Here is a 20,375-nt window from a genome sequence, read left to right on the forward strand (position 1 = left end):
TTGGAAATTTGGTTTTGTCACCTCACAAACTGCTAATGCGCGCCGTATCAATGAGGGAGGAGATCGGCTGCGGCGAGAAATCGCGCCATCATGCGCCCGCCGTCAGCCGTTCCGGGAGAATCACTTGCACGAAATTGTATTCTGTTATCCGCGCCTTTCCGGGGTGGGGGAGGAGCGTCATGAAATCTAATCGCTTCCTCGGGCTGGGATATCTGACGCCCTACATCATCGGACTTCTGGTTTTCACGGCGATCCCGTTTCTGGGTTCCCTGTATCTCAGCTTCACCCGCTACGACCTGATGAGTGACCCCACATGGGCGGGACTGGCCAATTACGAGCGGCTCTTCACCCGTGATCGCACGTTCATGAAATCCCTGAACGTCACCCTGTTTTATGTGTTTCTGACGGTGCCGTTGAAGCTTGCCTTCGCGCTGTTCATCGCAGCGATACTCAATTACAAGCTGCAATTCATCAATTTTTTCCGCACCGCCTTTTACGTTCCGTCCATCCTCGGCGGTTCGATCGCGATTGCGGTGCTGTGGCGCTACATCTTCGCCAGCGAAGGGCTGGCCAACATGGCGCTGGCGGCAATCGGCTTGTCGCCGGTGGACTGGTTTGGCGATCCCGCCAATGCGCTTTTTACAATCACGCTGCTGCGCTGCTGGCAGTTCGGTTCGGCCATGGTGATCTTTCTCGCCGCGCTGCAATCCATCGACAAGTCGCTTTATGAGGCAGCGGCAATCGACGGCGCAGGAAAGGTAAAGACGTTCTTCTTCATCACCCTGCCGCTTCTGACGCCGGTCATCTTTTTCAACCTGATCATGCAGATGGTTCAGGCATTCCAGGAGTTTAACGGGCCTTACATCATCACCCAGGGCGGGCCGTTGAAGTCTACCTATCTGCTGCCTCTCTATATTTACGATGAGGCTTTCAAGAAGTTCAACATGGGCTATGCCTCCGCCATCGCCTGGGTTCTTTTCACCATCATCACCGTGCTGACCCTCGTGGCCTTCTGGTCCTCGAAAAAGTGGGTCTATTACGCCGGCGACAAGCGGAATTGATGCCATGACCGATATCGCAACCTTAAACGACATGCAGGCCGCCCGCCGGGCAAGGCTCCGGCTGTTATCGACCTCTGTCCGGTACACGCTGCTGTTCGCGGTCGGCTTCATCATGCTCTATCCGCTGATCTGGCTGGTCGGCGCAAGCTTCAAGACCAATTCCGAGATTTTTTCCGGCGCAGGTTTCATTCCTGAGACTCCAACACTGGACGGTTACATCCGCGGCTGGGAGACCTCCACGCCCTACACCTTCGGCCGGTTTTTCTGGAATTCGTTCCTGATCATCCTGCCGAAGGTCATCGGAACGGCGATTTCCTGCACCATGGCGGCCTATGCCTTCGCGCGCTTCGATTTTCCGCTGAAGAAGATCCTGTTTGGCTCGGTCATCGCCATCCTGCTTTTGCCCAATGTCGTAACCCGCATTCCGCAATATATCCTGTTCCGTGACCTCGGTTGGCTGGATAGTTTCCTGCCGCTATGGGTTCCCTCGGCACTAGCCGGTGATGCCTTCTTCGTCTTCATGCTTGTGCAGTTCCTGCGCTCGCTGCCCTCGGATATGGAGGAAGCCGCCCGTGTGGATGGCGCCAACAGTCTGCAGACGCTGGTCTACATCGTCGTGCCGATGCTGGCCCCGGCGCTGATCTCGGTCTGCCTTTTCCAGTTCATGTGGACGATGAACGACTTTCTGGGACCGCTGATCTACCTGTCCTCGGTCGATAAATATCCGGTGAGCCTGGCGCTCAAACTCTCCATCGACACCACCGAAGCCTTCGAATGGAACCGCATCCTGGCGATGTCGGTGCTGACGATCGCGCCTGCGCTCGTCGTGTTTTTCGCGGCGCAACGGTATTTCATTGAAGGGATCTCGTCTGGCGGGGTCAAGGGCTGAAAATGGCAAGCGTTCAACTTAAAAATCTCGAGAAAGTCTATGGCGGCAGCTTCAAGGCCGTGCACGGCATCAATCTCGAAATCGAGGACGGCGAGTTCATGGTCTTCGTCGGCCCGTCCGGCTGCGCCAAATCCACCACGCTGCGCATGGTGGCGGGGCTGGAGGAAATCACCGGCGGTGAAATCCTCATCGGAGATCAGCGCGTCAACGACCTGCCGCCCGGCAAGCGCTCCATTGCCATGGTGTTCCAGAACTATGCGCTCTATCCGCATATGAAGGTGCGCGGCAATCTTGCTTTCGGCCTCAAGATTGCCGGTGTTGCCAAGCCCGAGATCGAGAAGGCAATCGACAATGTCGCGCGCATTCTCGAAATCGAACCCTTGCTGGATCGCCTGCCGAAACAGCTTTCCGGCGGGCAGGCGCAACGTGTTGCTTTGGGCCGTGCCCTCATCAAGAAACCGGGCGTGTTCCTGTTCGATGAGCCCCTTTCGAATCTCGATGCGAAGCTGCGCGCTTCCATGCGTGTGCGCATTACCGATCTGCATCGCCAGCTGAAGGCGGAGGGCCTGTCTTCGACCGTCGTCTACGTGACGCACGATCAGACGGAAGCCATGACCATGGGCGACCGTATCTGCGTCATGCAGGCCGGGCGCATCATGCAGGTCGCCACGCCGAAGGAACTCTACAACCGGCCCGCCAATCTGTTCGTCGCCGGTTTCATTGGCATGCCGGAAATGAACCTTGTGGATGTGGCGATCGACGGGGCGGAGTTCGTCATCGGCGGGCAACGTCTTCCGATAGGCGACCATCTGGAAAAGCGGCTTTCAGCCAGACCGGCGGACGCCGTCATCGGCATCCGTCCGCAGCATCTTTCGCTTGCCGGTGAGGCCGATGGGCCGGCGCTGCAGGCGAAACTGACCAACGCCGAATTCATGGGGCACGAGGTCTATCTGCATGCCGATCTGGGCGGACAGAAGCTCGTGAGCGTGGTGGGAGCAGCCGAATTCGAGGCGCTTGGGCGCGACGGCATTCTGCGACTGAAGCCGGACCCCGAGAAGCTGCATATTTTCGACAAGGCCGATGGCCGCAATGTCTCGCTGTGAGGAGGGGACGAGCGTGCCTGATTTTTCGAGGAGGAGAAGAACAATGAAGATGACGACGATGACGAGAACAATGGCGATGCTGGCCGGTGCTGCCTATCTGGCCACGGTGGCTGCGCCTGCGGCGGGTGCCGCGGAACTGCGTATGTCGTGGTGGGGCGGCGAAAGCCGTCATGTCGCCACTCAGAAGGCGATTGCCGCCTGCGGTGAAAAATACAGCCACACGGTCAAAGGTGAGTTTACCGGCTTCGATGGATATCTGGAAAAACTGACCACGCAAATGGCAGGCAAGACGGAGGCTGATATCGTTCAGGTGAACTGGCCATGGCTGCCGCTGTTTTCCAAGAATGGCGAAGGTTTTGCTGATCTGCGTCAGCTGAAACCTCTCGATCTTTCGCAATGGGCCGAGACGGATCTGGAAGCGGGTTCTATGAACGGGGTGCTTCAGGGCCTTTCAGTCTCCACCACAGGCCGCGTGTTTTTTTTCAACGCCACCACCTTCGAGAAGGCTGGTGTTGAAATCCCCAAGACATGGGATGAATTCTTCACGGCAACAAAAACCATCAAGGAAAAGCTCGGCAAGGATCATTACACCTTCAATGCCGTAAAGGAGACTGCCCAGCTTCTCGTGACACTCGCCGTGGTGCAGAAAACCGGCAAGGATCTGGTCGACCCCAAGACCAACCGTGTCGCCTGGACGCCGGAGGAACTGGCGGAAGGCATCTCGTTCGTCGGCAAGCTGGTGGAAACCGGCTCCATTCGCTCCCAGAAAGAGGAAGCGGCCGATGGCAACGTCAATCTTTATGAAAAGCCGTCCTGGTCCGAAGGCCGTATCGCTGGTTCCTATGAATGGGATTCAACCTATTCGAAATATGCCGATCCCCTGAAGGATGGGCAGGTGCTGAAACCCGTGCCGATGCTGAAGCTCGCCGATGCCGTAACGGAAGGCGTTTATCGCAAGCCTTCCATGGTCTTTTCTATCTCGAAAAACTCGAAGAACCCTGAAGCGGCAGCGCAAATCCTGAACTGCCTGCTGAACGAGCCTGAGGGCATCGATGCGCTTGGGACGTCTCGCGGCCTGCCTGCTTCCAAAGCTGCGGCGCAGCGTCTGGGCGACAAGGGTGAGCCGGAAGTCCGCGCCGCCAATGCCATCGTCATGGCGGCATCGGGACCGGTAGTTTCGCCCTTCAACGAACATCCGGAAATCCGCTCCGGCTTCATCGATACGCTCGAGGAATATGCCTATGGCCAGCTGACGGCGGAAGAGGCGGCTGAGCAGATGATCGATACCACCAACGACGTTCTGGCCAAATTCGATTGACGACAATGGCCCGCCGCCCCTGCGGCGGCGGGCTCTTTATCCGGTTGCCGGGTGACATGGGCATTCCAGCCGATTGTTTTGGCGGGGCATGCACGAACAACGAGAAACGAGCATGAACGAACCCTCTATCATCGCGCTTTCGGCGCGAACGGCGGCGCTTTGCCTCGCCGTACCCGGTGCGCGATATCACCTGCCGCAGACGGCATGGCGGCTGACTTCGCAAGATGGTGATTTACGAACCGGAAAAACCGCCACCGTGGTGACGCTGCTGCATGATCTGCGTCCAGATACGCGTTATGTGTTCGAAGCGGATGGGTTCGCAAGCCTGGAGTTCAGGACAGCGCCCTGCGCGGGGCTTGTCGAGGCGACGGCATTTTCGCTGACGCCGGATATTGCGCTTGACGACGAAGCCGGCGCACGCGCCAACGCCCGCGCTCTGGAAGAGGCAGTTGCCGCCGTGCCTGCGGGCGGCACGTTGCGATTTGCTGCCGGCCTCTGGACAGCGTTTCCCGTGCGGTTGAAAAGCGACATGACGTTTCATCTTGCGGAAGGGGCCGTGCTGCGCGCACCCTCCACCCGCAATGGCTGGCCGATCCTGCCTGCCCGCGATGAGACGGGCCGCATGCTCGGCAGTTGGGAAGGGCTACCGGATGCCTGTTTCGCTGCGCCGGTCCATGCCATCGGCGCAGATAATCTCGTGATCGAAGGCACAGGCGTCCTCGATGGTTCCGGCGACAGAGGCGACTGGTGGAGCTGGCCGAAAGAAACCCGTGACGGCGCGCGCCGACCGCGCGGCCTGCATCTCGTCTCCTGCCGCAATGTCGGGCTTTTCGGTTTCACCATTCGCAATGCACCGTCCTGGACGGTCCATCCACAAGGGTGCGAGACCCTGACAGCGGCGGGTCTCACAATCAGCGCTCCGCATAACAGCCCCAATACCGATGGTTTCAACCCGGAAAGCTGCCGCAACGTGACGATATCAGGCGTGCGCTTTTCAGTGGGCGACGATTGCATTGCTGTGAAGGCAGGCAAACGCGGGCCGAACGGCGAGGACGACCATCTGGCGGAAACACGCGGCGTCAGCGTGCGCCATTGCCTGATGGAGCGCGGCCATGGCGGGCTGGTGATCGGCTCGGAAATGTCGGGTGGCGTGCATGACGTAACCGTAGAGGACTGCGACATGGTTGGCACGGATCGCGGCTTGCGTCTCAAGACGCGGCGGGGCCGTGGCGGTTCAGTCAGCGATATCACCATGCGCCGCGTGTTGCTGGATGGCGTGCATACCGCGCTTTCCGCCAATGCCCATTACCATTGCGATGCCGATGGGCATGACGGCTGGGTGCAGTCGCGAGACCCTGCACCTGTCGACGACGGGACCCCGTTTATCGACGGAATTACTGTCGAAGATGTGGAAATCCGCCATCTGGCACATGCCGCCGGCGTCTTTCTCGGTTTAGCGGAGGCCCCAATCCGCAATATCGCCATTCGCAATCTCACAATCGTCTCGCGTGATCCTGTAGCCGTGGCCACACCGCCGATCATGGCCGATGGGGTGCGCCCCATGCTGCATGAGGGGATCGTTTTCGAACAGGCTGAAATCATTTGCGACGATCCTGCGCTGCTGAGCGCCTCTGCCGTTTCCCACTCACAGATTTCAATCGAGAAAACCCATGAAAGCCACTGATTATTTTGATCAATTCTCCAGCCGCTATAGGCACTACAAGGGCGGGAGCTGGTGTTATGAGGATGGCTGTGTTTATCGGGGTTTGCAGCACCTGTTCGAAGCGACCGGCGACCGGCGCTGGAACGAACATCTGCATCGTCTGGCTGACACCCAGATAGCGGCAGACGGAGTGCTCGCCGGTTACGATCCGCAGGAATACAATATCGATCACATCCTCGCCGGTCGCATTCTGTTTCCTCTGGCAGCGGAAACGGGCGATCCACGTTATCTCGCTGCGGCGGAACATCTTGCGGGCCAACTCCGCAGCCATCCGCGTACGGGCGCCGGTAATTATTGGCACAAGAAGCGTTATCCGCATCAGGTCTGGCTGGATGGCCTTTATATGGGACTTCCTTTCCAGATCGAATATGCGCAGGCGACTAGTGACGCCGAACTTATCGACGATGCGCTACAGCAATTCTCAACCGCACTCACGCTGACGGCGGATGCCGGTGGGCTCTATGTCCATGGTTATGACGAAAGCCGCAACCAGCGCTGGGCCGATCCCGTGAGCGGCCAATCCCCGGCGGTATGGGCCCGCGCCGTCGGCTGGCTCGCCATGGCGCTGGTCGATGCGTTGGTGATGTTGCCGGCTGATGGCGCAACGATCGGACTTCGGGAACGCGCGGGCCTGCTTCTGGCCGGTATTGTTGCCCGGCAGACTAAAACCGGTCTCTGGATGCAGGTTCTGGACAAACCGGATCTTGCCGGAAACTACGAGGAAACCTCCGCTTCGGCGATGTTCGCCTATGCCTTACTGCGGGCTGCGCGGTTGGGGCTTTTGCAGGGAGAGGAAGCAAATGCGGCTCTTTCGGCGGGCCGGTCCGCGCTTGAGGCCCTGCTTGAGAGACAGCTCAAGGTGGACGAAAAGGGTATCGTCCGTCTCACCGGCATCGTGCATGTCGCGGGCCTCGGCGGTTTCGAGGGCAATTATCGCGATGGGTCTCCGGATTATTACCTGACCGAGCCGGTTGTATCCGATGACGCCAAAGGCGTCGGGCCGCTGATGATGGCCTATGCCGAAAGCCTGCTTTTGGCATGACGGCGCGGTCATCTTAACGGGCACAGGGTGTTTTGTGGCATGAGATCATGCCACTTTTGCCAAGATCACCGTCTGGATCAGGCCCTGTTTTTTGTGGTTCGCGATTGTGATCGTGCCACCGAAGCGCTCGATGATTTCTCTGGCGATGGCTAGACCCAACCCCACACCAGGGATCGACTTTCGCCGCCCGAGATCGACCCGAAAGAAGGGCTCGAAAACCCGGCCGATCAGTTCCTGCGGAATGCCAGGGCCTTCATCGCGGATTGTAACGACGACCTCGCTCTCGTCCTCGGTTAGATCGATCCGTGCCGTTTTGCCATGGGTGACGGCATTGAGGATGAGGTTGCGCAAGGCTCTTTTAAGCGCAAGTGGAGCGGCCTTGATGATCATGGCGGCTTCCGGTTTCATAAAGTCGAGCGCATCAGCGTCACCGAGATCAGAAAGTTCGCTAACGATTTCGCCGAGAAGCCTGCCGATATCGATCATCTTGACGGTATCCTGGCTCACTTCCTCGCGCACAAGCAGAATGGCGCTATCCGCGATGGCGTTCAGTTCCTCGAGGTCCGCCAGCCATTTGCCCCGCTCTTCGTCGTTTTCGATGAATTCTGCCCGCAGACGCATGCGGGTCATTGGGGTTCTCAAGTCATGGCCAGCGGCTGCGACGAGGCGCATTCGGCTTTCCATTGCCGCCTTCAGGCGGCGGGCGAGTTCGTTCAAGGCCCGCGCCGTGGCGCGGATTTCACCCGGACCTGTTTCCGACAAATGGGGTAGCGAACCATCGGGTCCGATGCTTGCAGCGGCGTTTTCCAGCATGTCGAGGGGGCGGGTGATCTTTCTGGCGGCGAAGATGGAAACAGCAGCACTGCCAAGAATGATCAGCCCGATCCACATGCCGAAAATCTTCCAGCCGCCCGGGGGAGGACCCATATGCGGAATTTCCGCGACCAGCCATCCGCTTTTTTCCAGCGCTATAGCCGCCACCGGGGCATTACTTCCAGGCGCGCGGATCACAATTGCGGTGCGCGGCTCGCCAACCTGTGCAAGGGCCTTTTCTAGAAACTCCGAAAGCATTCCGTCAAGATCACCTTCAGGCGGCTTCTGTTCAATGCGGAAATAGCCGGGTTGTTGCAGCGAGGGGTCGCGTTCGGCCATGGTCACGGCAAAGGCAAGGCTGCGGGCAACGGGCTCGATGGTGGCATCTGGCGGCGGCGGCTGCAATGTCTGATCTGCCACCACAGTTGCAAGCGCGATGACCGCGATGATGGAGACGATCAACAGTGCGGCGATACGGTTTCTGAGCGAGCTCATCGATGCACCGGCAGGGTTCTGACCTGAACCGTCATCTGGTAACCGCCATTGCGAACGGTTTTGAAGATCGGAGCCCGGGCATCGGTTTCGAGCTTCTTGCGCAACCGGCTCATCAACACGTCGACGGAGCGGTCGAACGGTCCGCGGTCCTTGCCCTGCGTAAGATCGAGCAGCTGATCGCGGGAAAGAAGCCGGCCGGGCCTGTCGAGGAAGACTTTCAGCAGATCGAACTCCGCCCCCGTCAGCTCGATCCTCTCACCGCTGGCGTGGATGACGGAGCGCTGTTCCGGATCGGCGGTGAAGTCCGAAAAACCATAAGCGGTGGATGAGCCGCGAGGTACTTCCTGAGGTACTGCGCGGCGCAGCACGGCCTTGATCCGCGCCGTCAGTTCTCGCGGATTGAAGGGTTTGCCAAGATAGTCGTCGGCGCCAATTTCCAGCCCAACGATCCGGTCGACATCCTCCTTGAGCGCTGTCAGGAGAATGACGGGCGTGCGCGGCCGGCGGCCTTGGAGATCGCGGCAGATATCGAGGCCGGAACCATCCGGCAGCATCACGTCGAGCACGATGAGATCGGGATCGGAGCAGGCGAACTGTTCTTCGAACTCACGCCTGTCGGCTGCCATAGAAACGCGAAACCCCTGCGAGCCGAGATATTTCGCGAGCAATGTACGTATCTCCGGATCATCATCCACGATCAAAATATGTGTCACCGAAACTGTCGCCATATCATCCAACCTTTTGATGCCACTATACATAAGCGGAGCAAAGAAACGGCGGATTTTTGCAACGAAAGCTTGCTGCGGCCGCTCTGGCAACATTCGGTTACAAATAGGCCGCGCGTGGAACAAGACCCGCAACATTGGGACCAAAGCCGGAAACGCTTAGCTCCTATCGTCTTCTCAGGTTGGAAAACGAAAAGGAAGGTAAGATGAGAAACGCTCTAATCGCCACCGCCGTCGTCGTGACAACTGTTCTTGGCGCTTCGGCCACCTCCCGGGCTGCGGAGCAGGGTGAACCAGTGCCGCAGGCATCGGAACAGGCCATGCCGCCGCTGGCCAGTCCTGACTTCGGTTCGAATAGTGGTCCGGAGCAAAGGCTGCCGCATGGCCGCAAGATGGCCGGGCCTGAGATGCTACGCCCGGATATGATGGGGCCGGATATATTGGGCCCGGATATATTGGGGTTGGCGACGAAACTTTCGGCAGCGGAAATCTATCTCGGCGTCACACCTGAACAGCTTGGTCCGTGGCGCGCCTATACCACTGCGCTGATCGATCTTGTTTTGCCCACTTCGGAACTCAAGCCATTGCCGCCGAAGGGACCGGGTGCGACGGGGCTAGAGCCTCGTCTTGCCGGTGAGGAACTGGCCGGCATCACAATGAAAAAGGCAGAACAGGCTAAAGCACTTCAGGACGCAGCGGCTACGCTGAAACCAAAACTTTCGCCGCAGCAGGTGCAGAAGCTTGCTGAACTCGAACGCGCATTGATGCCGCCTCCGCCTCCCGTCCCGCATGATGGCCGTGCACGAGACCGTCGCATCGAGCCTCCGCATGGCGACAGGATGCCGCCGCTGCCTCAGGCAGAGCGGGGCTGACGCCACTCTTCAAAGTTTCCTCCTTTAATAGCCCCCCAGCAAAGGAGGAAATCAGCCGGAAACGGCTGAAGCCGGGGGATCGCTCGCCTGCGATCCCCCGCGTGATTTTCAAGCGAGAAGATGATGATGAGATATTTCTACCTGATGCTGGCGACGGTTTTTGGTTTGAGCTTCGTCTGGTCGGTCGCTGCGGCCGGTGACAGGCCGATGCGAGATCCGGCGGCGAAATCCCGGCAGGAAGAACAGTGGCACCAACCCGTCTGTGCCAAGGAACGGCGCGAAAATGCACACGGCAAGCGTCGTCACGACACCTGCCGCAAGGCATCCGCCAGAAAGTCTGTTGCCGCCTATGAATGGATCGAAGCAGACAACGGCTTCATCCTAGTGAAACACGACATGAGGTCGGTTTCTTCTTTTGAGTAGACCGGCCGGACAGGACAGGACGATGAAAATGGTTCGCAAAGCAGGTGTGGCGCTGACGGTTGTCGCGCTCGTCCTGGGTGGCTACTGGTTTTCGTCACAATATACGCGGGCCGCAACGCCCGGTTATATCACCTCGTCTGTGAAGCGCGGTGATATCGAGCAGACTGTTCTGGCGACTGGAACGCTCAAACCCGTTCGTCTGGTGGCCGTCGGCGCGCAGGCCTCCGGTCGCATCACCGCCGTCAAGGTCGCACTTGGAGATACGGTCAAGGCGGGCGATCTCATTGCCGAGATCGATTCCGTTACCCAGAATAACAGCCTGCGCACGGCGCTGGCAGCGCTTGCAAACGTGAAGGCGCAGCGGGTGGAAAAGCAGGCGACACTTGTTCTCAACCGCCAGAGCCTTGTCCGCCAACAGGAAATGGTGTCGAAAAATGCCGCCTCCCGTGCGGATTTCGAAAGCGCCACTGCAGCGCTCGCAGTCACCCAGGCGCAGATCGAAGCGATCGACGCCCAGATCGAGGAGGCACAGGTCGCTGTCGAAACGGCAAAGGCCAATCTCGGCTATACGAGGATCACCGCGCCCATCGAAGGCACTGTTCTGTCTATCGTCAGTCAGGAAGGGCAGACCGTCAACGCCACGCAGTCCGCGCCGACAATCGTGATCCTAGGCCAGCTCGACCGGATGACGGTGCGCACGGAAATCTCCGAAGCAGATGTGACGCGCGTAAAAGCCAGTTTGCCAGTTTACTTCACGGTGCTGGGTGAGCCGCAGCAGCGTTACGACGCGACGCTTACGTCCATTGAACCGGCGCCTGAATCAGTGCGCAGCGACTCCAGCTTCAGCTCCTCGACGTCTTCCTCGACCACATCGTCCTCTTCCAGCACCTCGTCGTCGGAGGCGATCTATTATAATGGCGTGTTCGAAGTGCCGAACCCGGACGGCAAGTTGCGCACCTATATGACGGCGGAGGTCCATATCGTCCTTGGTGAAGCCAAGGACGTGCTAACCGTTCCGGCGGCGGCCCTTGGTAGCAAGGGCGCCAACGATGACTATGCCGTGCGTGTGCTAGACACCGATGGCAGAATTTCCGAACGCAGGGTCCAGATCGGTCTGAACGACAAGGTAACGGCGGAAGTACGTTCCGGCCTTGCCGAGAACGAGCGCGTGGTGACCGGCGAACTTTCCATCGACACCACCAAAAACGCCGTGCCGGGGCCTGGTGGCCCGCCGATGGGTTTTTGAACAATGGCTGATCCTCTGATTTGCCTTAAATCCGTGCGGCGGGATTATCCGTCCGGTGAAGGTACGATTACCGTACTCAAGAATATCGACCTCATCATCGAGGCCGGCGAGATGGTGGCGATCGTTGGCGCTTCCGGATCGGGCAAGTCGACGCTGATGAATATTCTCGGTTGCCTCGACCGGCCGACCTCAGGGAGCTACATCATCAGGGGCCGGGAGACGGGCGATCTCGATGCAGACCAGCTTTCGGAATTGCGGCGAGAAAACCTCGGTTTTATTTTCCAGCGTTACCATCTGCTTGTCGAACTGACAGCGCTCGGCAATGTCGAAATTCCGGCGATCTACGCCGGAAAGTCACAAAGCGATCGCAGGAGCGATGCCGCCAGGTTGCTCGGTCGCCTTGGCATGGCGGACCGCCTCGATCATCGTCCGGGCCAGCTTTCCGGCGGCCAGCAGCAACGCGTTTCCATCGCGCGCGCCCTTATGAACGATGCCGAAATCATTCTTGCCGACGAGCCGACCGGTGCGCTCGACAGCGCGAGCGGCGACGAGGTGTTGCGCATCCTCGACGAGCTGCATGCCGAAGGGCGCACTGTCATTATCGTCACGCACGATATGTCAATTGCACGACGTGCCGAACGGATCATCGAAATCAGCGACGGCGCCATCATTTCCGACCGCGGGGCGGATGCCGCGCCGGTTCGGAAGGGTGACGCCAAACCCTCTATGGTTTCCGGCGGGGCCTCCAGTCTCGCTGGTCTCGCATCCTCGCTGCGGGAGGCATTGCGCATGGCGCTCCTGTCGATGCAGGCGCACAAGCTGCGCAGCTTTCTCACCATGCTCGGTATCATCATCGGCATCGCCTCGGTCATCAGCGTCGTGGCGCTGGGGCAGGGGTCACAGCAGCGCGTGCTGCAGAATATCTCAAGCCTCGGCACCAACACGCTGGAAATCTTCGCGGGCAAGGATTTTGGCGACATAAGGTCGGGCAAGATCACCACGCTGGTCGTCTCCGACGCCGAGGCACTTGCCAAACAATCCTATGTCGCGGCTGTGACGCCCACGGTCTCGACCTCCAGTACGGTGCGTTTCGGCGCGAAGGAGGCGAATGCGCTTGTGAATGGTGTCAGCGAGCGGTATTTCGTCGCCAAGGGCACGAAGCTGTCACAAGGGCGCTTTTTCGATGCCGCAAGCGTCGCGCAGAAAGCCCAGGAGGTGGTGATTGATGAGAACACCCGCAAATCGTTGTTTGCGGATTTCGACGGCAGCCCCATCGGTCAGGTCATTCTCATCGGCAAGGTGCCGGCCCGCATCGTCGGCATCACGCAGGCGCAGCAGGGCGGTTTCGGTTCAAGCCAGAACCTTTCACTTTATCTGCCTTATACTGCCGTCCAGTCACGCTTTCTCGGCAGCCTGTCGCTGCGCAGCATCACGGTGCAGGTGAGTGACGATATTGACGCCGCAATTGCCGAACAGGCGGTGACGGTTCTTCTCACCCAGCGGCATGGAACGCGGGATTTCTACATTCTCAACACTGACGATATTCGCCAGACCATCACCAGTACAACACAGACCATGACGCTGCTGGTTGCGGCGATCGCGGTGATTTCGCTTCTGGTCGGCGGCATCGGGGTGATGAACATCATGCTCGTTTCCGTTTCCGAACGTGTGTCCGAAATCGGCGTGCGCATGGCAGTCGGCGCACGGCGCAGTGATATACTGCGCCAGTTCCTGATCGAGGCAGTGCTCGTCTGCATCATCGGCGGAACGCTGGGAATTTTGGGCAGCTTCGGCTTCGGGGCGCTTTTCTCCGCCTTCAGCAGCAATTTCGCCATGGTCTATTCCACGGTGTCGATCATTGCTGCCTTCGTCTGCTCGACACTGATAGGCGTCGTTTTCGGCTATCTGCCGGCCCGCAACGCATCGAACCTCGATCCTGTTGCGGCCCTGTCGGCGGGTTGATATCCGCCGCTGCCGGTCAAGCCTTGTTTTTTTCGATGAAGCGGATGGCGTCGCCAACGGTCAGGATTGTGCTTGCGGCCGAATCAGGGATTTCCACTCCGAATTCTTCCTCGATTTCCATGACAACCTGAACCACTTCGAGGGAATCGGCACCGAGATCGTCGACAAAATTGGCGTCATCGACAACCGTGCCGGGATCTGCGCCAAGCTGGTCAACGATGATTTTTTTAATACGGTCGGCGATGGTGGACATGGTGGGACTCCGCGAAAGTTGTTTGCCGCCGAACAACCCGTTTGAATTTGCGCCCAGGACACTTGCTAAAATCGAAACCGGTTTTTGCGAGGCGTGGTACACAGAGTCAGAAGGTTAAAGCATCGATGACATTCGGACGTAGCATGCCTTTGACGGCTGCGAAAGAGCGTGGCTCATGGGGAATTGCCCATAAGAATTCGGGGTATGTTTGACGTTGAACAGTTTTTGACTGGATGCGATGAACCGCTGCGCTGTAAACCTCGTTTTCGTGAAGTAATTATAATCCAGTCCTGTCGAGCATCAACGCCCATGGTCCAGTCTTCCCCGGAACGCTTCATATTGCTCGATGGCATAAGGGGCGTAGCTGCGCTCTTCATCGTACATCGCCATGCCGAACAGTTTTTCGGGAGAGACGACGCTTCGAGCTATCTCGCCGTCGATTTGTTCTTCGCCTTGAGCGGTTTTGTGCTGGCGCATGCCTACAGCATGAAACTGCGCGAAGGGGCGATTACGCCGGGCTTCTTTATGAAGGCGCGCCTTGCGCGACTTTATCCATTGTATGGGCTGGGGCTGGCGTTGATGGCGTCCTATTTCATCTGCCTCTACCTGTTGGGCCTGCCGACGCCGATCGATGATCTTCATCGCCACATCAATCCCGGCGAACTGGCGATCGCGTTGTTGACTGGACTTCTTTTTGTTCCGGCACCCTTCACGCTTACATTGAACGGCGCATTGTTTCTGGTGAGCCCGGCATGGTCGCTTTTCAACGAGCTGGTGGTGAATGCGGTTTATGGCCGGTGGGGTGTGCGGGCGACTACGAAACAGACAATCGTGGTGCTGGCTGTCAGCGCCTGCGTCCTTGTCGTGGCGGCTGCTGAGTTTGGGAAGTTGCATGCGGGGTTTCGATGGCACGAAATGTATGCCGGCATGGGAAGGGTGTTTTTCTCGTTTTTCGCAGGCGTGCTGGTTTACCGCTTCCGCAATCGCATAACCGAGCTGAAGCCCATCCAGGCGGCCCTCTGTCTTATGCTGGTCTGCGTCATCCTCGCCGTGCCAATTTCGCGTGAGCTTCGGCCTTTCTTCGATCTCGCGGTGGTTCTGCTCGTCTGGCCGACGGTATTGTTCGTAGCCAGCAGGATAGTGCCGGGTCGCAGGGTGGGAATCTTGTCGACGTTTCTCGGCACAGCTTCCTACGCCGTCTATGTGCTGCATATTCCGCTGCTGGCCTGGACGGATTTTCTGATGCCTGCCGTTGATAGGGAAAACATCGCTTTGCCGGTCGGTGTCGCTTTCCTGATAGGGACGACGTGTCTGTCATGGTACCTGACGGTCCATTTTGATCAGCCAGTGCAGACATGGCTCAAAGGTCGCCTGAGAAAGCGGGCAGGGGTCGGGCAACCCGTGTGATCGCGTCTTGTCGCTGCAGGCTTCAGTAATGCGCGAAGATTGGAGCCGTGATAACAAAGGCCGCGACGAGACTGATGATCGTCAGTTTCGCGGCACGCATGCGGCGCATTCTGCGGCCGCTCCAGTCATACGTCATACTCACCCTCCACGCAGACGCAAACTCTCGGACTGATGTCCGACTAAATCAGTTTCTCCTGATATATCTCATTTGCCAAGTCATTATTGTTACCAGTGATTTTGGCGAACACCGTCCGCTTCGGGAGGCGCTTCAGGGGAAAAGCCGGATAAGTTGATTGTCTTTGAGTTTCAGGCGGCTTGCCTCATCGGAAGAAATGCAATGCTCTATGTTCTTTCGCAAGTCGTCGGGAACTATCGGCCCGCCTGCCTTCAAAAGCTTTTCGGTCATCGAAAAAAGAATGCCGAACTGGGTCTCGCATTCGGCCGATGTCAGAAGCAGCGGTAGCGACGGAACGGTGTTCGCCGTAAAGACGCTATCCGCCGTATCGTACATGGTGACGAGGTACCAGGTCAGAAATAGCCCCAGCCACAGGCCGGTGCTGACCATGATATATTCGCGCATCTGCTCTCTCCCCTCAATGGCGGTGGTAAAGCAGTGGCAGGCCCTGGATTGCATATCGGGGGAGCGGCTTCCACGGCTTGATGCGGTCGTGTTTCTGCACGCCGAACAGGAAACGCATTTCGTCGGTGAGGTCTGCCGGATCGGTCAAACCATCCTGATATAATTCAATAACCTTGCGGGCGGCTCTGTTATGGAGCTTTTTGTCATCATCGTCGGAAAGGTGATTAAAACCGATGCTCTCGAGGACCAATTGGAGCATTTCGAGATCTTGAGAGGAGATCAGGCAGTTACGGGGCGCAGAAGACATGATGGCCTCTTCTCTTACTGGTTCAGAAAGCCGAAGCCTCGCGCGCGCCCTTAAAAGGCTGCACGGGACGCTCCAACGCTTCGAAACGATACGCCGGTGCGGTCGATGACCGTTGCCGGTTTTCGGGGGGCATGTGCCTCAACGCGCCCTGGGAAATTCCGCACGGGGCGCTGTAGACGGGAGGCATGTGCAAATGGGGCTTGAGACGGCAAGGATGCCTGACGGCGGTAACGCCCTTTAAGTACCGATGGGGAAGGGTGCGCTTTTTGCGCGCAATAGGCAAGTTAATTCCATAGCCCCTGACGAGTATGTGACCGGTGCGGCGACATTCTTTATCTCACCAAGGCAGACAACAAAAAAGGCCGGGGCAATATTGCACCGACCTTCCTCATATCGCCATTAACACCAGTGCCAGTACATCCGTGGTCAAAAGTCTAAAGCGACGGAAACAACTGCGAACGACATATTTTGCGCTCACCAGCAGTTGCTGTATGAACTTTCTAGAAGAGCAATGTGGCCAAAACAAGTCCGCATTTCCATTATATGTTTTATTTGTCGCGACCCTTTGTGTATCGGGTCGCGGTTTGGCAATTCGTGCCGGGGCGTCGCGCTGTTATGAGCGGGCTGTCCGGAACAATCCTACTTCTTCTTGCCATCCGCAGTTGTGGAGTTTGCGAACTTGACCTGCGTGCCGGCAGCTGGTGCCGCAGCCGGAGCTTTCGTCTTGTCCTTCTTCGGTTTGCGGACTTCTTTGTTGCTGCGTACTTGACCCTTGGCCATGGTGTCCTCCTGGTATTGAACAGATATTGGATATTGTGTGGTCCGGGGCATGATCGCGCGCCGCAGGCAGGCTGCGGGGCGGTTTCATCGTCAGGGGAAAGGCAGTCCGTTAAGCGGAAGTTTCCCGAAGGGAAGGGTCGGTTTGGAGAGGCGGATACGCCCTGCGTAGAAGGTTCTCCGCACCATGTCGGGCTGGAGGCCAAAATCAGGAAACGCCGCAAAGCCGGAGGATGCGCCGCGATCCTGATCTAGGCGCATTGCTGTTTCTTCGGCGGCACTGAGAAGCAGGCGAAGCGATGCGTTTTCCCGGTAACCCAAACCGCCGGTGCGGACGAGGTTCCGTGAAAGGCTTGATGAATAAAAGTCGGAAGACATCTCGTCCTCCTTTCGTTTGGGGGCGAGGACACTCTGCCCTCAAACACCAGCACTCTTCAGCGGATTGCTGACAGGCGAAGCGTGCGCCTGTTGCGTATCAGGTTCAAGAAGTTTTTCGGAAAGGCGACGTCAAAAAGTGCAACCGGGTTATTTCTTGCCGGATGACTTTTTGGTGCGGGTGGGTGGAGGGGCGGCGATTGCCGCCTCCTGAGCTTCGCGAAGTTGGCGAAGCCGTTCCGTCTTCTTGGCGCGCTGGTCGGATTCGGCGGTTATGATCTGTTTCGCCGCCTTGTCCGTTATGGATGCCTTGTCCTGCGAGGACAGCTTTCCGGGTTTGAAAACAGCCTCTTTAGTCGCGGTCATGGCATTCTCCTTTGCGGAGCGAATTGAAAGTTATCGAGCGCGGGCAACCTTTTTGGGAGCAGGAAGCAATCCCTCGCGCTGCAATTTTTTCTTCGCCATCTTGCGGTGGCGGCGCACAGCTTCGGCTTCTTCGCGGATACGCTTTTCCGACGGCTTTTCGTAAGATTCCCGTGCGCGCATCTCACGGAAGATACCCTCGCGCTGCATCCTCTTTTTCAAGACGCGGAGGGCTTGCTCTACATTGTTATCCCTGACGAGTACCTGCAACTTATCTCCTTAACGCAGCCATCGCTGCTATTTTTTGATTCTGATCGTATTCGAATTGATCCAGCTCGATCCCGCAACGCGCGAAGACGAGCCTTCGATTTCCACGGGCCGCGATGAAGACGCAACCACATCGATTTCATCGAGCGCTATATTACGTTCGAAGTTCTCGTGCTGGAAACGCACCCTGTAGCGAACCGCACCTTGTTGTGTCTCTGGCAGAGCCGTTACGACCCGGCCTGGACCTTTGGGCTGGTTGGCCCCAAGTACGCCCGCCTTCAGAAAGATAGCATCGCCGGAACGATAAGGATTTTTGCGCATGAGAGCCTCCCCATGGCCAAAAAAAACAAAAGGCCGGGATTTAACCCGACCTCTCACAATCACTCAGCGCCACTGCTGGTACATGCGTAGCCAGCGGGGCCGATGACAAATCAAGCTGCGCGAAGGTTGTCAGCGGAGCTCTTGCCGGACTTGCGGTCCTGCACGATGTCGTAGGTGATCTTCTGGCCGTCGTTCAGCGAACGCAGACCTGCGCGCTCAACAGCCGAAATGTGAACGAAAACGTCCGTGCCGCCGTTGTCAGGCTGAATGAAGCCGAAGCCCTTGGTGGCGTTGAACCACTTTACAGTACCAGTGTTCATAACGATTTCCTTTCGTAGTAATCGTTGTTGGTTTCCGCGATACCTTGCGGAATTAGATCGATTATTTGAGAGGAAATCCGACGGGAACGTAGAGTCCCAGGAGCGACGTCACAAGCAATTGTCGATTTGCCGAATATAGCCTCAATTTTTGATTTTGCAATGGGCCGATGCGGAAAAATGCGCCATCTGGCGATTGCACTTGCCGGTTCCGATGTCTCTTCCTGCGTCAGCGGCGCGATTTCGGTTTTTTCTCTTCCCTGTTCATATCACGCCCCACCCATTTGAAAAAAAGGATCAGGCTGGTGCCGATGATGATGAGCGGAATGAAGGATTCGAAACTGGACATGATTAACTCTTTCTTCCCCCGATCGTCGTTTTACCGGTATGGAGGAAGCGCGTAATCTGCAGAATGTTATCCGTTCTTTTTTGGCAATTGCGGCCTGCGGACCGACGTTGAAAGCACCGCAGGCCGAAAATATCTAGATGGGCAGGGATTTCACCGCCGCTGCACCACCCTCGCGGGCGCTTTTCAATGCGGCTACGCCGCAGAGCACGGACATGGCGCCGGCGCGCGAACCCGCCCGCTGCCGCAGCCGGTCGTTCGAACCGGGCTTGAAGATCATGTCGCGCATGCGATTGTCGCCGCCATAATGGCCGCCCGGCTCATGCGGCACCCAGATACGCTCGACACCGCCACCGAAACTTTTTACCAGCAGTATTTCGTCGGCTGGGGGCTCAGTCCACGGCTGCTTTTCATATTGGCGCATCTCGATGCGTCCTTTATGGCCGTTAAACGCGATGTGGTGTCCCTCGATCGGCATATAGGTATTGAGCGAATAGGAGACCTGCACGCCGTTCGCATAGCGAATCGAGGCACTCATCGTGTCGGGGATGTCGATCTCCTCGCGAAAGACGCAGGCGTCACGCATATAGCCATCCACAGTCGACGGGTCCTCGTAAAGCGCGTCCAGGAACGGGTCGGCCCCGAGATCCATGAAATAGTCGCACTCGTCCTTGTGCGGACAGGTACGACAGCGCGTTCCCCGGAACGGTCCGTTCTTGCCATAATGCAGCAATTGCCCAAAGCCCTTCACTTCCACCGGGTCGGAATCGAGATACCAATTCAGAAGATCGAAGTGGTGTGTGGCCTTGTGGACGAACAGGCTGCCTGAATGTTCGGTGAAAGCGTGCCAGCGGCGGAAATAATCCGCACCGTGCTGGTTATCGAGATACCAGTGGAAATCTACCGAGGTAACGGTGCCGATCGCGCCGTCGTCGATCAGCTCCTTGATGCGCGCCGCCGTCGGTGAAAAGCGATAATTGAAGGAAACGTCGACGCGGCGGCCGCTTTCGGCCTCCGCCGCGCGGATGCGGTCAATCTTTTCCGGGGTGGTGGTCATGGGTTTTTCGCTGATGACATCGGCACCGCCCTCGAGCGCGCGGATAATGATGTCGTCATGAGTATCGTCGGGCGTGCAGACGATTACCAGTTCCGGGCGTTGCTCGGCCATCATCCGGTCGAAGTCGTCGTAAAGCGGAGCGGCCGACCCCATCATGGCGCGGGCCCGTTCTGCGCGCATCAGGTTCAGGTCGCAAATGCCGACCAGTTCGACATAGTCGCTCCACCCGGCCAGAAGTTCGCGCCCCCACATGGTGGTGCCACGATTGCCGGTGCCGACCAGTGCATAACGTTTGCGTTTCACCCTTTCAGGCATTTCCTTACTCCCGAACCC

General features: G+C 58.0%; 23 protein-coding genes. 11 read left to right on the forward strand and 12 right to left on the reverse strand.

Annotation, left to right across the window (positions count from 1 at the left end; all coding sequences use genetic code 11):
• Positions 1–179: 179 nt before the first annotated feature.
• The 6 genes from ACQZ63_RS10310 to ACQZ63_RS10335 all read left to right on the forward strand — a co-directional run bounded on the left by ACQZ63_RS10310 (position 180) and on the right by ACQZ63_RS10335 (position 7,136).
• A complete protein-coding gene (locus tag ACQZ63_RS10310) occupies positions 180–1,061 on the forward strand; it encodes a carbohydrate ABC transporter permease (protein ID WP_003517909.1) in 882 nt (293 codons plus the stop codon).
• A gap of 4 nt (positions 1,062–1,065) precedes the next feature.
• A complete protein-coding gene (locus ACQZ63_RS10315; RefSeq protein WP_019566471.1) occupies positions 1,066–1,950 on the forward strand; it encodes a carbohydrate ABC transporter permease in 885 nt (294 codons plus the stop codon).
• A gap of 2 nt (positions 1,951–1,952) precedes the next feature.
• Positions 1,953–3,053 carry an ABC transporter ATP-binding protein gene (locus ACQZ63_RS10320; RefSeq protein WP_035199333.1) on the forward strand — a complete coding sequence of 367 codons (1,101 nt, stop codon included), beginning with the start codon at positions 1,953–1,955 and terminating at the stop codon, positions 3,051–3,053.
• A 49-nt stretch (positions 3,054–3,102) separates the two neighbouring features.
• Positions 3,103–4,371: an ABC transporter substrate-binding protein gene (locus tag ACQZ63_RS10325; protein WP_113556280.1), complete on the forward strand. Its 1,269-nt coding sequence runs from the start codon at positions 3,103–3,105 to the stop codon at positions 4,369–4,371.
• Between the two features lie 112 nt (positions 4,372–4,483).
• Entirely contained in the window at positions 4,484–6,055 is a 1,572-nt protein-coding gene (gene pglA / locus ACQZ63_RS10330; RefSeq protein WP_113556263.1) for a polygalacturonase PglA, read from the forward strand.
• A complete protein-coding gene (locus ACQZ63_RS10335) occupies positions 6,042–7,136 on the forward strand; it encodes a glycoside hydrolase family 88/105 protein (protein WP_019566467.1) in 1,095 nt (364 codons plus the stop codon). The genes pglA and ACQZ63_RS10335 overlap by 14 nt, the downstream gene beginning before the upstream one ends.
• A 45-nt stretch (positions 7,137–7,181) precedes the next feature.
• Here the strand turns inward: ACQZ63_RS10335 and ACQZ63_RS10340 are convergent, their stop codons facing one another.
• Complete coding sequence (locus ACQZ63_RS10340) at positions 7,182–8,444, reverse strand: ATP-binding protein (protein ID WP_113556262.1); 1,263 nt, start codon at positions 8,442–8,444, stop codon at positions 7,182–7,184.
• Positions 8,441–9,172, reverse strand: coding sequence for a response regulator (locus tag ACQZ63_RS10345; RefSeq protein ID WP_193559229.1), 732 nt, complete (start codon positions 9,170–9,172; stop codon positions 8,441–8,443). The genes ACQZ63_RS10340 and ACQZ63_RS10345 overlap by 4 nt, the downstream gene beginning before the upstream one ends.
• 203 nt (positions 9,173–9,375) lie before the next feature.
• Here ACQZ63_RS10345 and ACQZ63_RS10350 point away from each other — a divergent pair, with 203 nt between their 5' ends.
• From ACQZ63_RS10350 to ACQZ63_RS10365, 4 genes are all read left to right on the forward strand, one after another.
• On the forward strand, positions 9,376–10,041 hold the full coding sequence (locus ACQZ63_RS10350; RefSeq protein ID WP_038495766.1) for a hypothetical protein: 666 nt from the start codon (positions 9,376–9,378) through the stop codon (positions 10,039–10,041).
• Positions 10,042–10,167: 126 nt separating this feature from the next.
• Entirely contained in the window at positions 10,168–10,464 is a 297-nt protein-coding gene (locus ACQZ63_RS10355; RefSeq protein ID WP_038495763.1) for a hypothetical protein, read from the forward strand.
• Positions 10,465–10,486: 22 nt separating this feature from the next.
• On the forward strand, positions 10,487–11,710 hold the full coding sequence (locus tag ACQZ63_RS10360; protein WP_019566463.1) for an efflux RND transporter periplasmic adaptor subunit: 1,224 nt from the start codon (positions 10,487–10,489) through the stop codon (positions 11,708–11,710).
• A gap of 3 nt (positions 11,711–11,713) precedes the next feature.
• Complete coding sequence (locus ACQZ63_RS10365) at positions 11,714–13,672, forward strand: MacB family efflux pump subunit (RefSeq protein WP_019566462.1); 1,959 nt, start codon at positions 11,714–11,716, stop codon at positions 13,670–13,672.
• A gap of 16 nt (positions 13,673–13,688) precedes the next feature.
• Here ACQZ63_RS10365 and ACQZ63_RS10370 read toward each other — a convergent pair whose 3' ends face one another.
• Positions 13,689–13,925: an acyl carrier protein gene (locus ACQZ63_RS10370; RefSeq protein ID WP_003517889.1), complete on the reverse strand. Its 237-nt coding sequence runs from the start codon at positions 13,923–13,925 to the stop codon at positions 13,689–13,691.
• 309 nt (positions 13,926–14,234) lie between these two features.
• On the opposite strand from ACQZ63_RS10370, the gene ACQZ63_RS10375 reads away from it, so the two are divergent.
• The gene (locus tag ACQZ63_RS10375; protein ID WP_019566461.1) at positions 14,235–15,332 is read left to right on the forward strand and encodes an acyltransferase family protein; all 1,098 of its coding nucleotides are present in this window, start codon (positions 14,235–14,237) and stop codon (positions 15,330–15,332) included.
• Between the two features lie 268 nt (positions 15,333–15,600).
• On the opposite strand, the gene ACQZ63_RS10380 is transcribed toward ACQZ63_RS10375, so the two are convergent.
• From ACQZ63_RS10380 to ACQZ63_RS10420, 9 genes are all read right to left on the reverse strand, one after another.
• Positions 15,601–15,912 carry a hypothetical protein gene (locus ACQZ63_RS10380; protein ID WP_003517885.1) on the reverse strand — a complete coding sequence of 104 codons (312 nt, stop codon included), beginning with the start codon at positions 15,910–15,912 and terminating at the stop codon, positions 15,601–15,603.
• Positions 15,913–15,925: 13 nt separating this feature from the next.
• Positions 15,926–16,219 (reverse strand): hypothetical protein, encoded by a 294-nt coding sequence (locus ACQZ63_RS10385; protein ID WP_013761399.1) that lies wholly within the window; start codon positions 16,217–16,219, stop codon positions 15,926–15,928.
• A 639-nt stretch (positions 16,220–16,858) separates the two neighbouring features.
• The gene (locus tag ACQZ63_RS10390) at positions 16,859–16,999 is read right to left on the reverse strand and encodes a hypothetical protein (RefSeq protein WP_003517881.1); all 141 of its coding nucleotides are present in this window, start codon (positions 16,997–16,999) and stop codon (positions 16,859–16,861) included.
• A gap of 90 nt (positions 17,000–17,089) precedes the next feature.
• Positions 17,090–17,374: a hypothetical protein gene (locus ACQZ63_RS10395; RefSeq protein WP_003517879.1), complete on the reverse strand. Its 285-nt coding sequence runs from the start codon at positions 17,372–17,374 to the stop codon at positions 17,090–17,092.
• 147 nt (positions 17,375–17,521) lie between these two features.
• Complete coding sequence (locus tag ACQZ63_RS10400) at positions 17,522–17,737, reverse strand: hypothetical protein (RefSeq protein ID WP_003517878.1); 216 nt, start codon at positions 17,735–17,737, stop codon at positions 17,522–17,524.
• A gap of 30 nt (positions 17,738–17,767) precedes the next feature.
• Positions 17,768–18,004 carry a 30S ribosomal protein S21 gene (gene rpsU / locus ACQZ63_RS10405; RefSeq protein WP_003517876.1) on the reverse strand — a complete coding sequence of 79 codons (237 nt, stop codon included), beginning with the start codon at positions 18,002–18,004 and terminating at the stop codon, positions 17,768–17,770.
• A 27-nt stretch (positions 18,005–18,031) separates the two neighbouring features.
• Positions 18,032–18,322 carry a hypothetical protein gene (locus ACQZ63_RS10410; RefSeq protein WP_019566459.1) on the reverse strand — a complete coding sequence of 97 codons (291 nt, stop codon included), beginning with the start codon at positions 18,320–18,322 and terminating at the stop codon, positions 18,032–18,034.
• A gap of 110 nt (positions 18,323–18,432) precedes the next feature.
• The gene (locus ACQZ63_RS10415) at positions 18,433–18,642 is read right to left on the reverse strand and encodes a cold-shock protein (protein WP_003517872.1); all 210 of its coding nucleotides are present in this window, start codon (positions 18,640–18,642) and stop codon (positions 18,433–18,435) included.
• Positions 18,643–19,121: 479 nt separating this feature from the next.
• On the reverse strand, positions 19,122–20,357 hold the full coding sequence (locus ACQZ63_RS10420) for a Gfo/Idh/MocA family protein (RefSeq protein WP_019566458.1): 1,236 nt from the start codon (positions 20,355–20,357) through the stop codon (positions 19,122–19,124).
• Positions 20,358–20,375 lie beyond the last annotated feature (18 nt).

The sequence above is a fragment of the Agrobacterium sp. CG160-95 genome, from assembly GCF_053521725.1.

Coding starts and splice junctions, on each gene's coding strand:
- ACQZ63_RS10310 (WP_003517909.1), top strand. CDS start 180: ATGAAATCTAATCGCTTCCTCGGGCTGGGATATCTGACGCCCTACATC.
- ACQZ63_RS10315 (WP_019566471.1), top strand. CDS start 1,066: ATGACCGATATCGCAACCTTAAACGACATGCAGGCCGCCCGCCGGGCA.
- ACQZ63_RS10320 (WP_035199333.1), top strand. CDS start 1,953: ATGGCAAGCGTTCAACTTAAAAATCTCGAGAAAGTCTATGGCGGCAGC.
- ACQZ63_RS10325 (WP_113556280.1), top strand. CDS start 3,103: ATGACGACGATGACGAGAACAATGGCGATGCTGGCCGGTGCTGCCTAT.
- pglA (WP_113556263.1), top strand. CDS start 4,484: ATGAACGAACCCTCTATCATCGCGCTTTCGGCGCGAACGGCGGCGCTT.
- ACQZ63_RS10335 (WP_019566467.1), top strand. CDS start 6,042: ATGAAAGCCACTGATTATTTTGATCAATTCTCCAGCCGCTATAGGCAC.
- ACQZ63_RS10340 (WP_113556262.1), bottom strand. CDS start 8,444: ATGAGCTCGCTCAGAAACCGTATCGCCGCACTGTTGATCGTCTCCATC.
- ACQZ63_RS10345 (WP_193559229.1), bottom strand. CDS start 9,172: ATGGCGACAGTTTCGGTGACACATATTTTGATCGTGGATGATGATCCG.
- ACQZ63_RS10350 (WP_038495766.1), top strand. CDS start 9,376: ATGAGAAACGCTCTAATCGCCACCGCCGTCGTCGTGACAACTGTTCTT.
- ACQZ63_RS10355 (WP_038495763.1), top strand. CDS start 10,168: ATGAGATATTTCTACCTGATGCTGGCGACGGTTTTTGGTTTGAGCTTC.
- ACQZ63_RS10360 (WP_019566463.1), top strand. CDS start 10,487: ATGAAAATGGTTCGCAAAGCAGGTGTGGCGCTGACGGTTGTCGCGCTC.
- ACQZ63_RS10365 (WP_019566462.1), top strand. CDS start 11,714: ATGGCTGATCCTCTGATTTGCCTTAAATCCGTGCGGCGGGATTATCCG.
- ACQZ63_RS10370 (WP_003517889.1), bottom strand. CDS start 13,925: ATGTCCACCATCGCCGACCGTATTAAAAAAATCATCGTTGACCAGCTT.
- ACQZ63_RS10375 (WP_019566461.1), top strand. CDS start 14,235: ATGGTCCAGTCTTCCCCGGAACGCTTCATATTGCTCGATGGCATAAGG.
- ACQZ63_RS10380 (WP_003517885.1), bottom strand. CDS start 15,912: ATGCGCGAATATATCATGGTCAGCACCGGCCTGTGGCTGGGGCTATTT.
- ACQZ63_RS10385 (WP_013761399.1), bottom strand. CDS start 16,219: ATGTCTTCTGCGCCCCGTAACTGCCTGATCTCCTCTCAAGATCTCGAA.
- ACQZ63_RS10390 (WP_003517881.1), bottom strand. CDS start 16,999: ATGGCCAAGGGTCAAGTACGCAGCAACAAAGAAGTCCGCAAACCGAAG.
- ACQZ63_RS10395 (WP_003517879.1), bottom strand. CDS start 17,374: ATGTCTTCCGACTTTTATTCATCAAGCCTTTCACGGAACCTCGTCCGC.
- ACQZ63_RS10400 (WP_003517878.1), bottom strand. CDS start 17,737: ATGACCGCGACTAAAGAGGCTGTTTTCAAACCCGGAAAGCTGTCCTCG.
- ACQZ63_RS10410 (WP_019566459.1), bottom strand. CDS start 18,322: ATGCGCAAAAATCCTTATCGTTCCGGCGATGCTATCTTTCTGAAGGCG.
- ACQZ63_RS10415 (WP_003517872.1), bottom strand. CDS start 18,642: ATGAACACTGGTACTGTAAAGTGGTTCAACGCCACCAAGGGCTTCGGC.
- ACQZ63_RS10420 (WP_019566458.1), bottom strand. CDS start 20,357: ATGCCTGAAAGGGTGAAACGCAAACGTTATGCACTGGTCGGCACCGGC.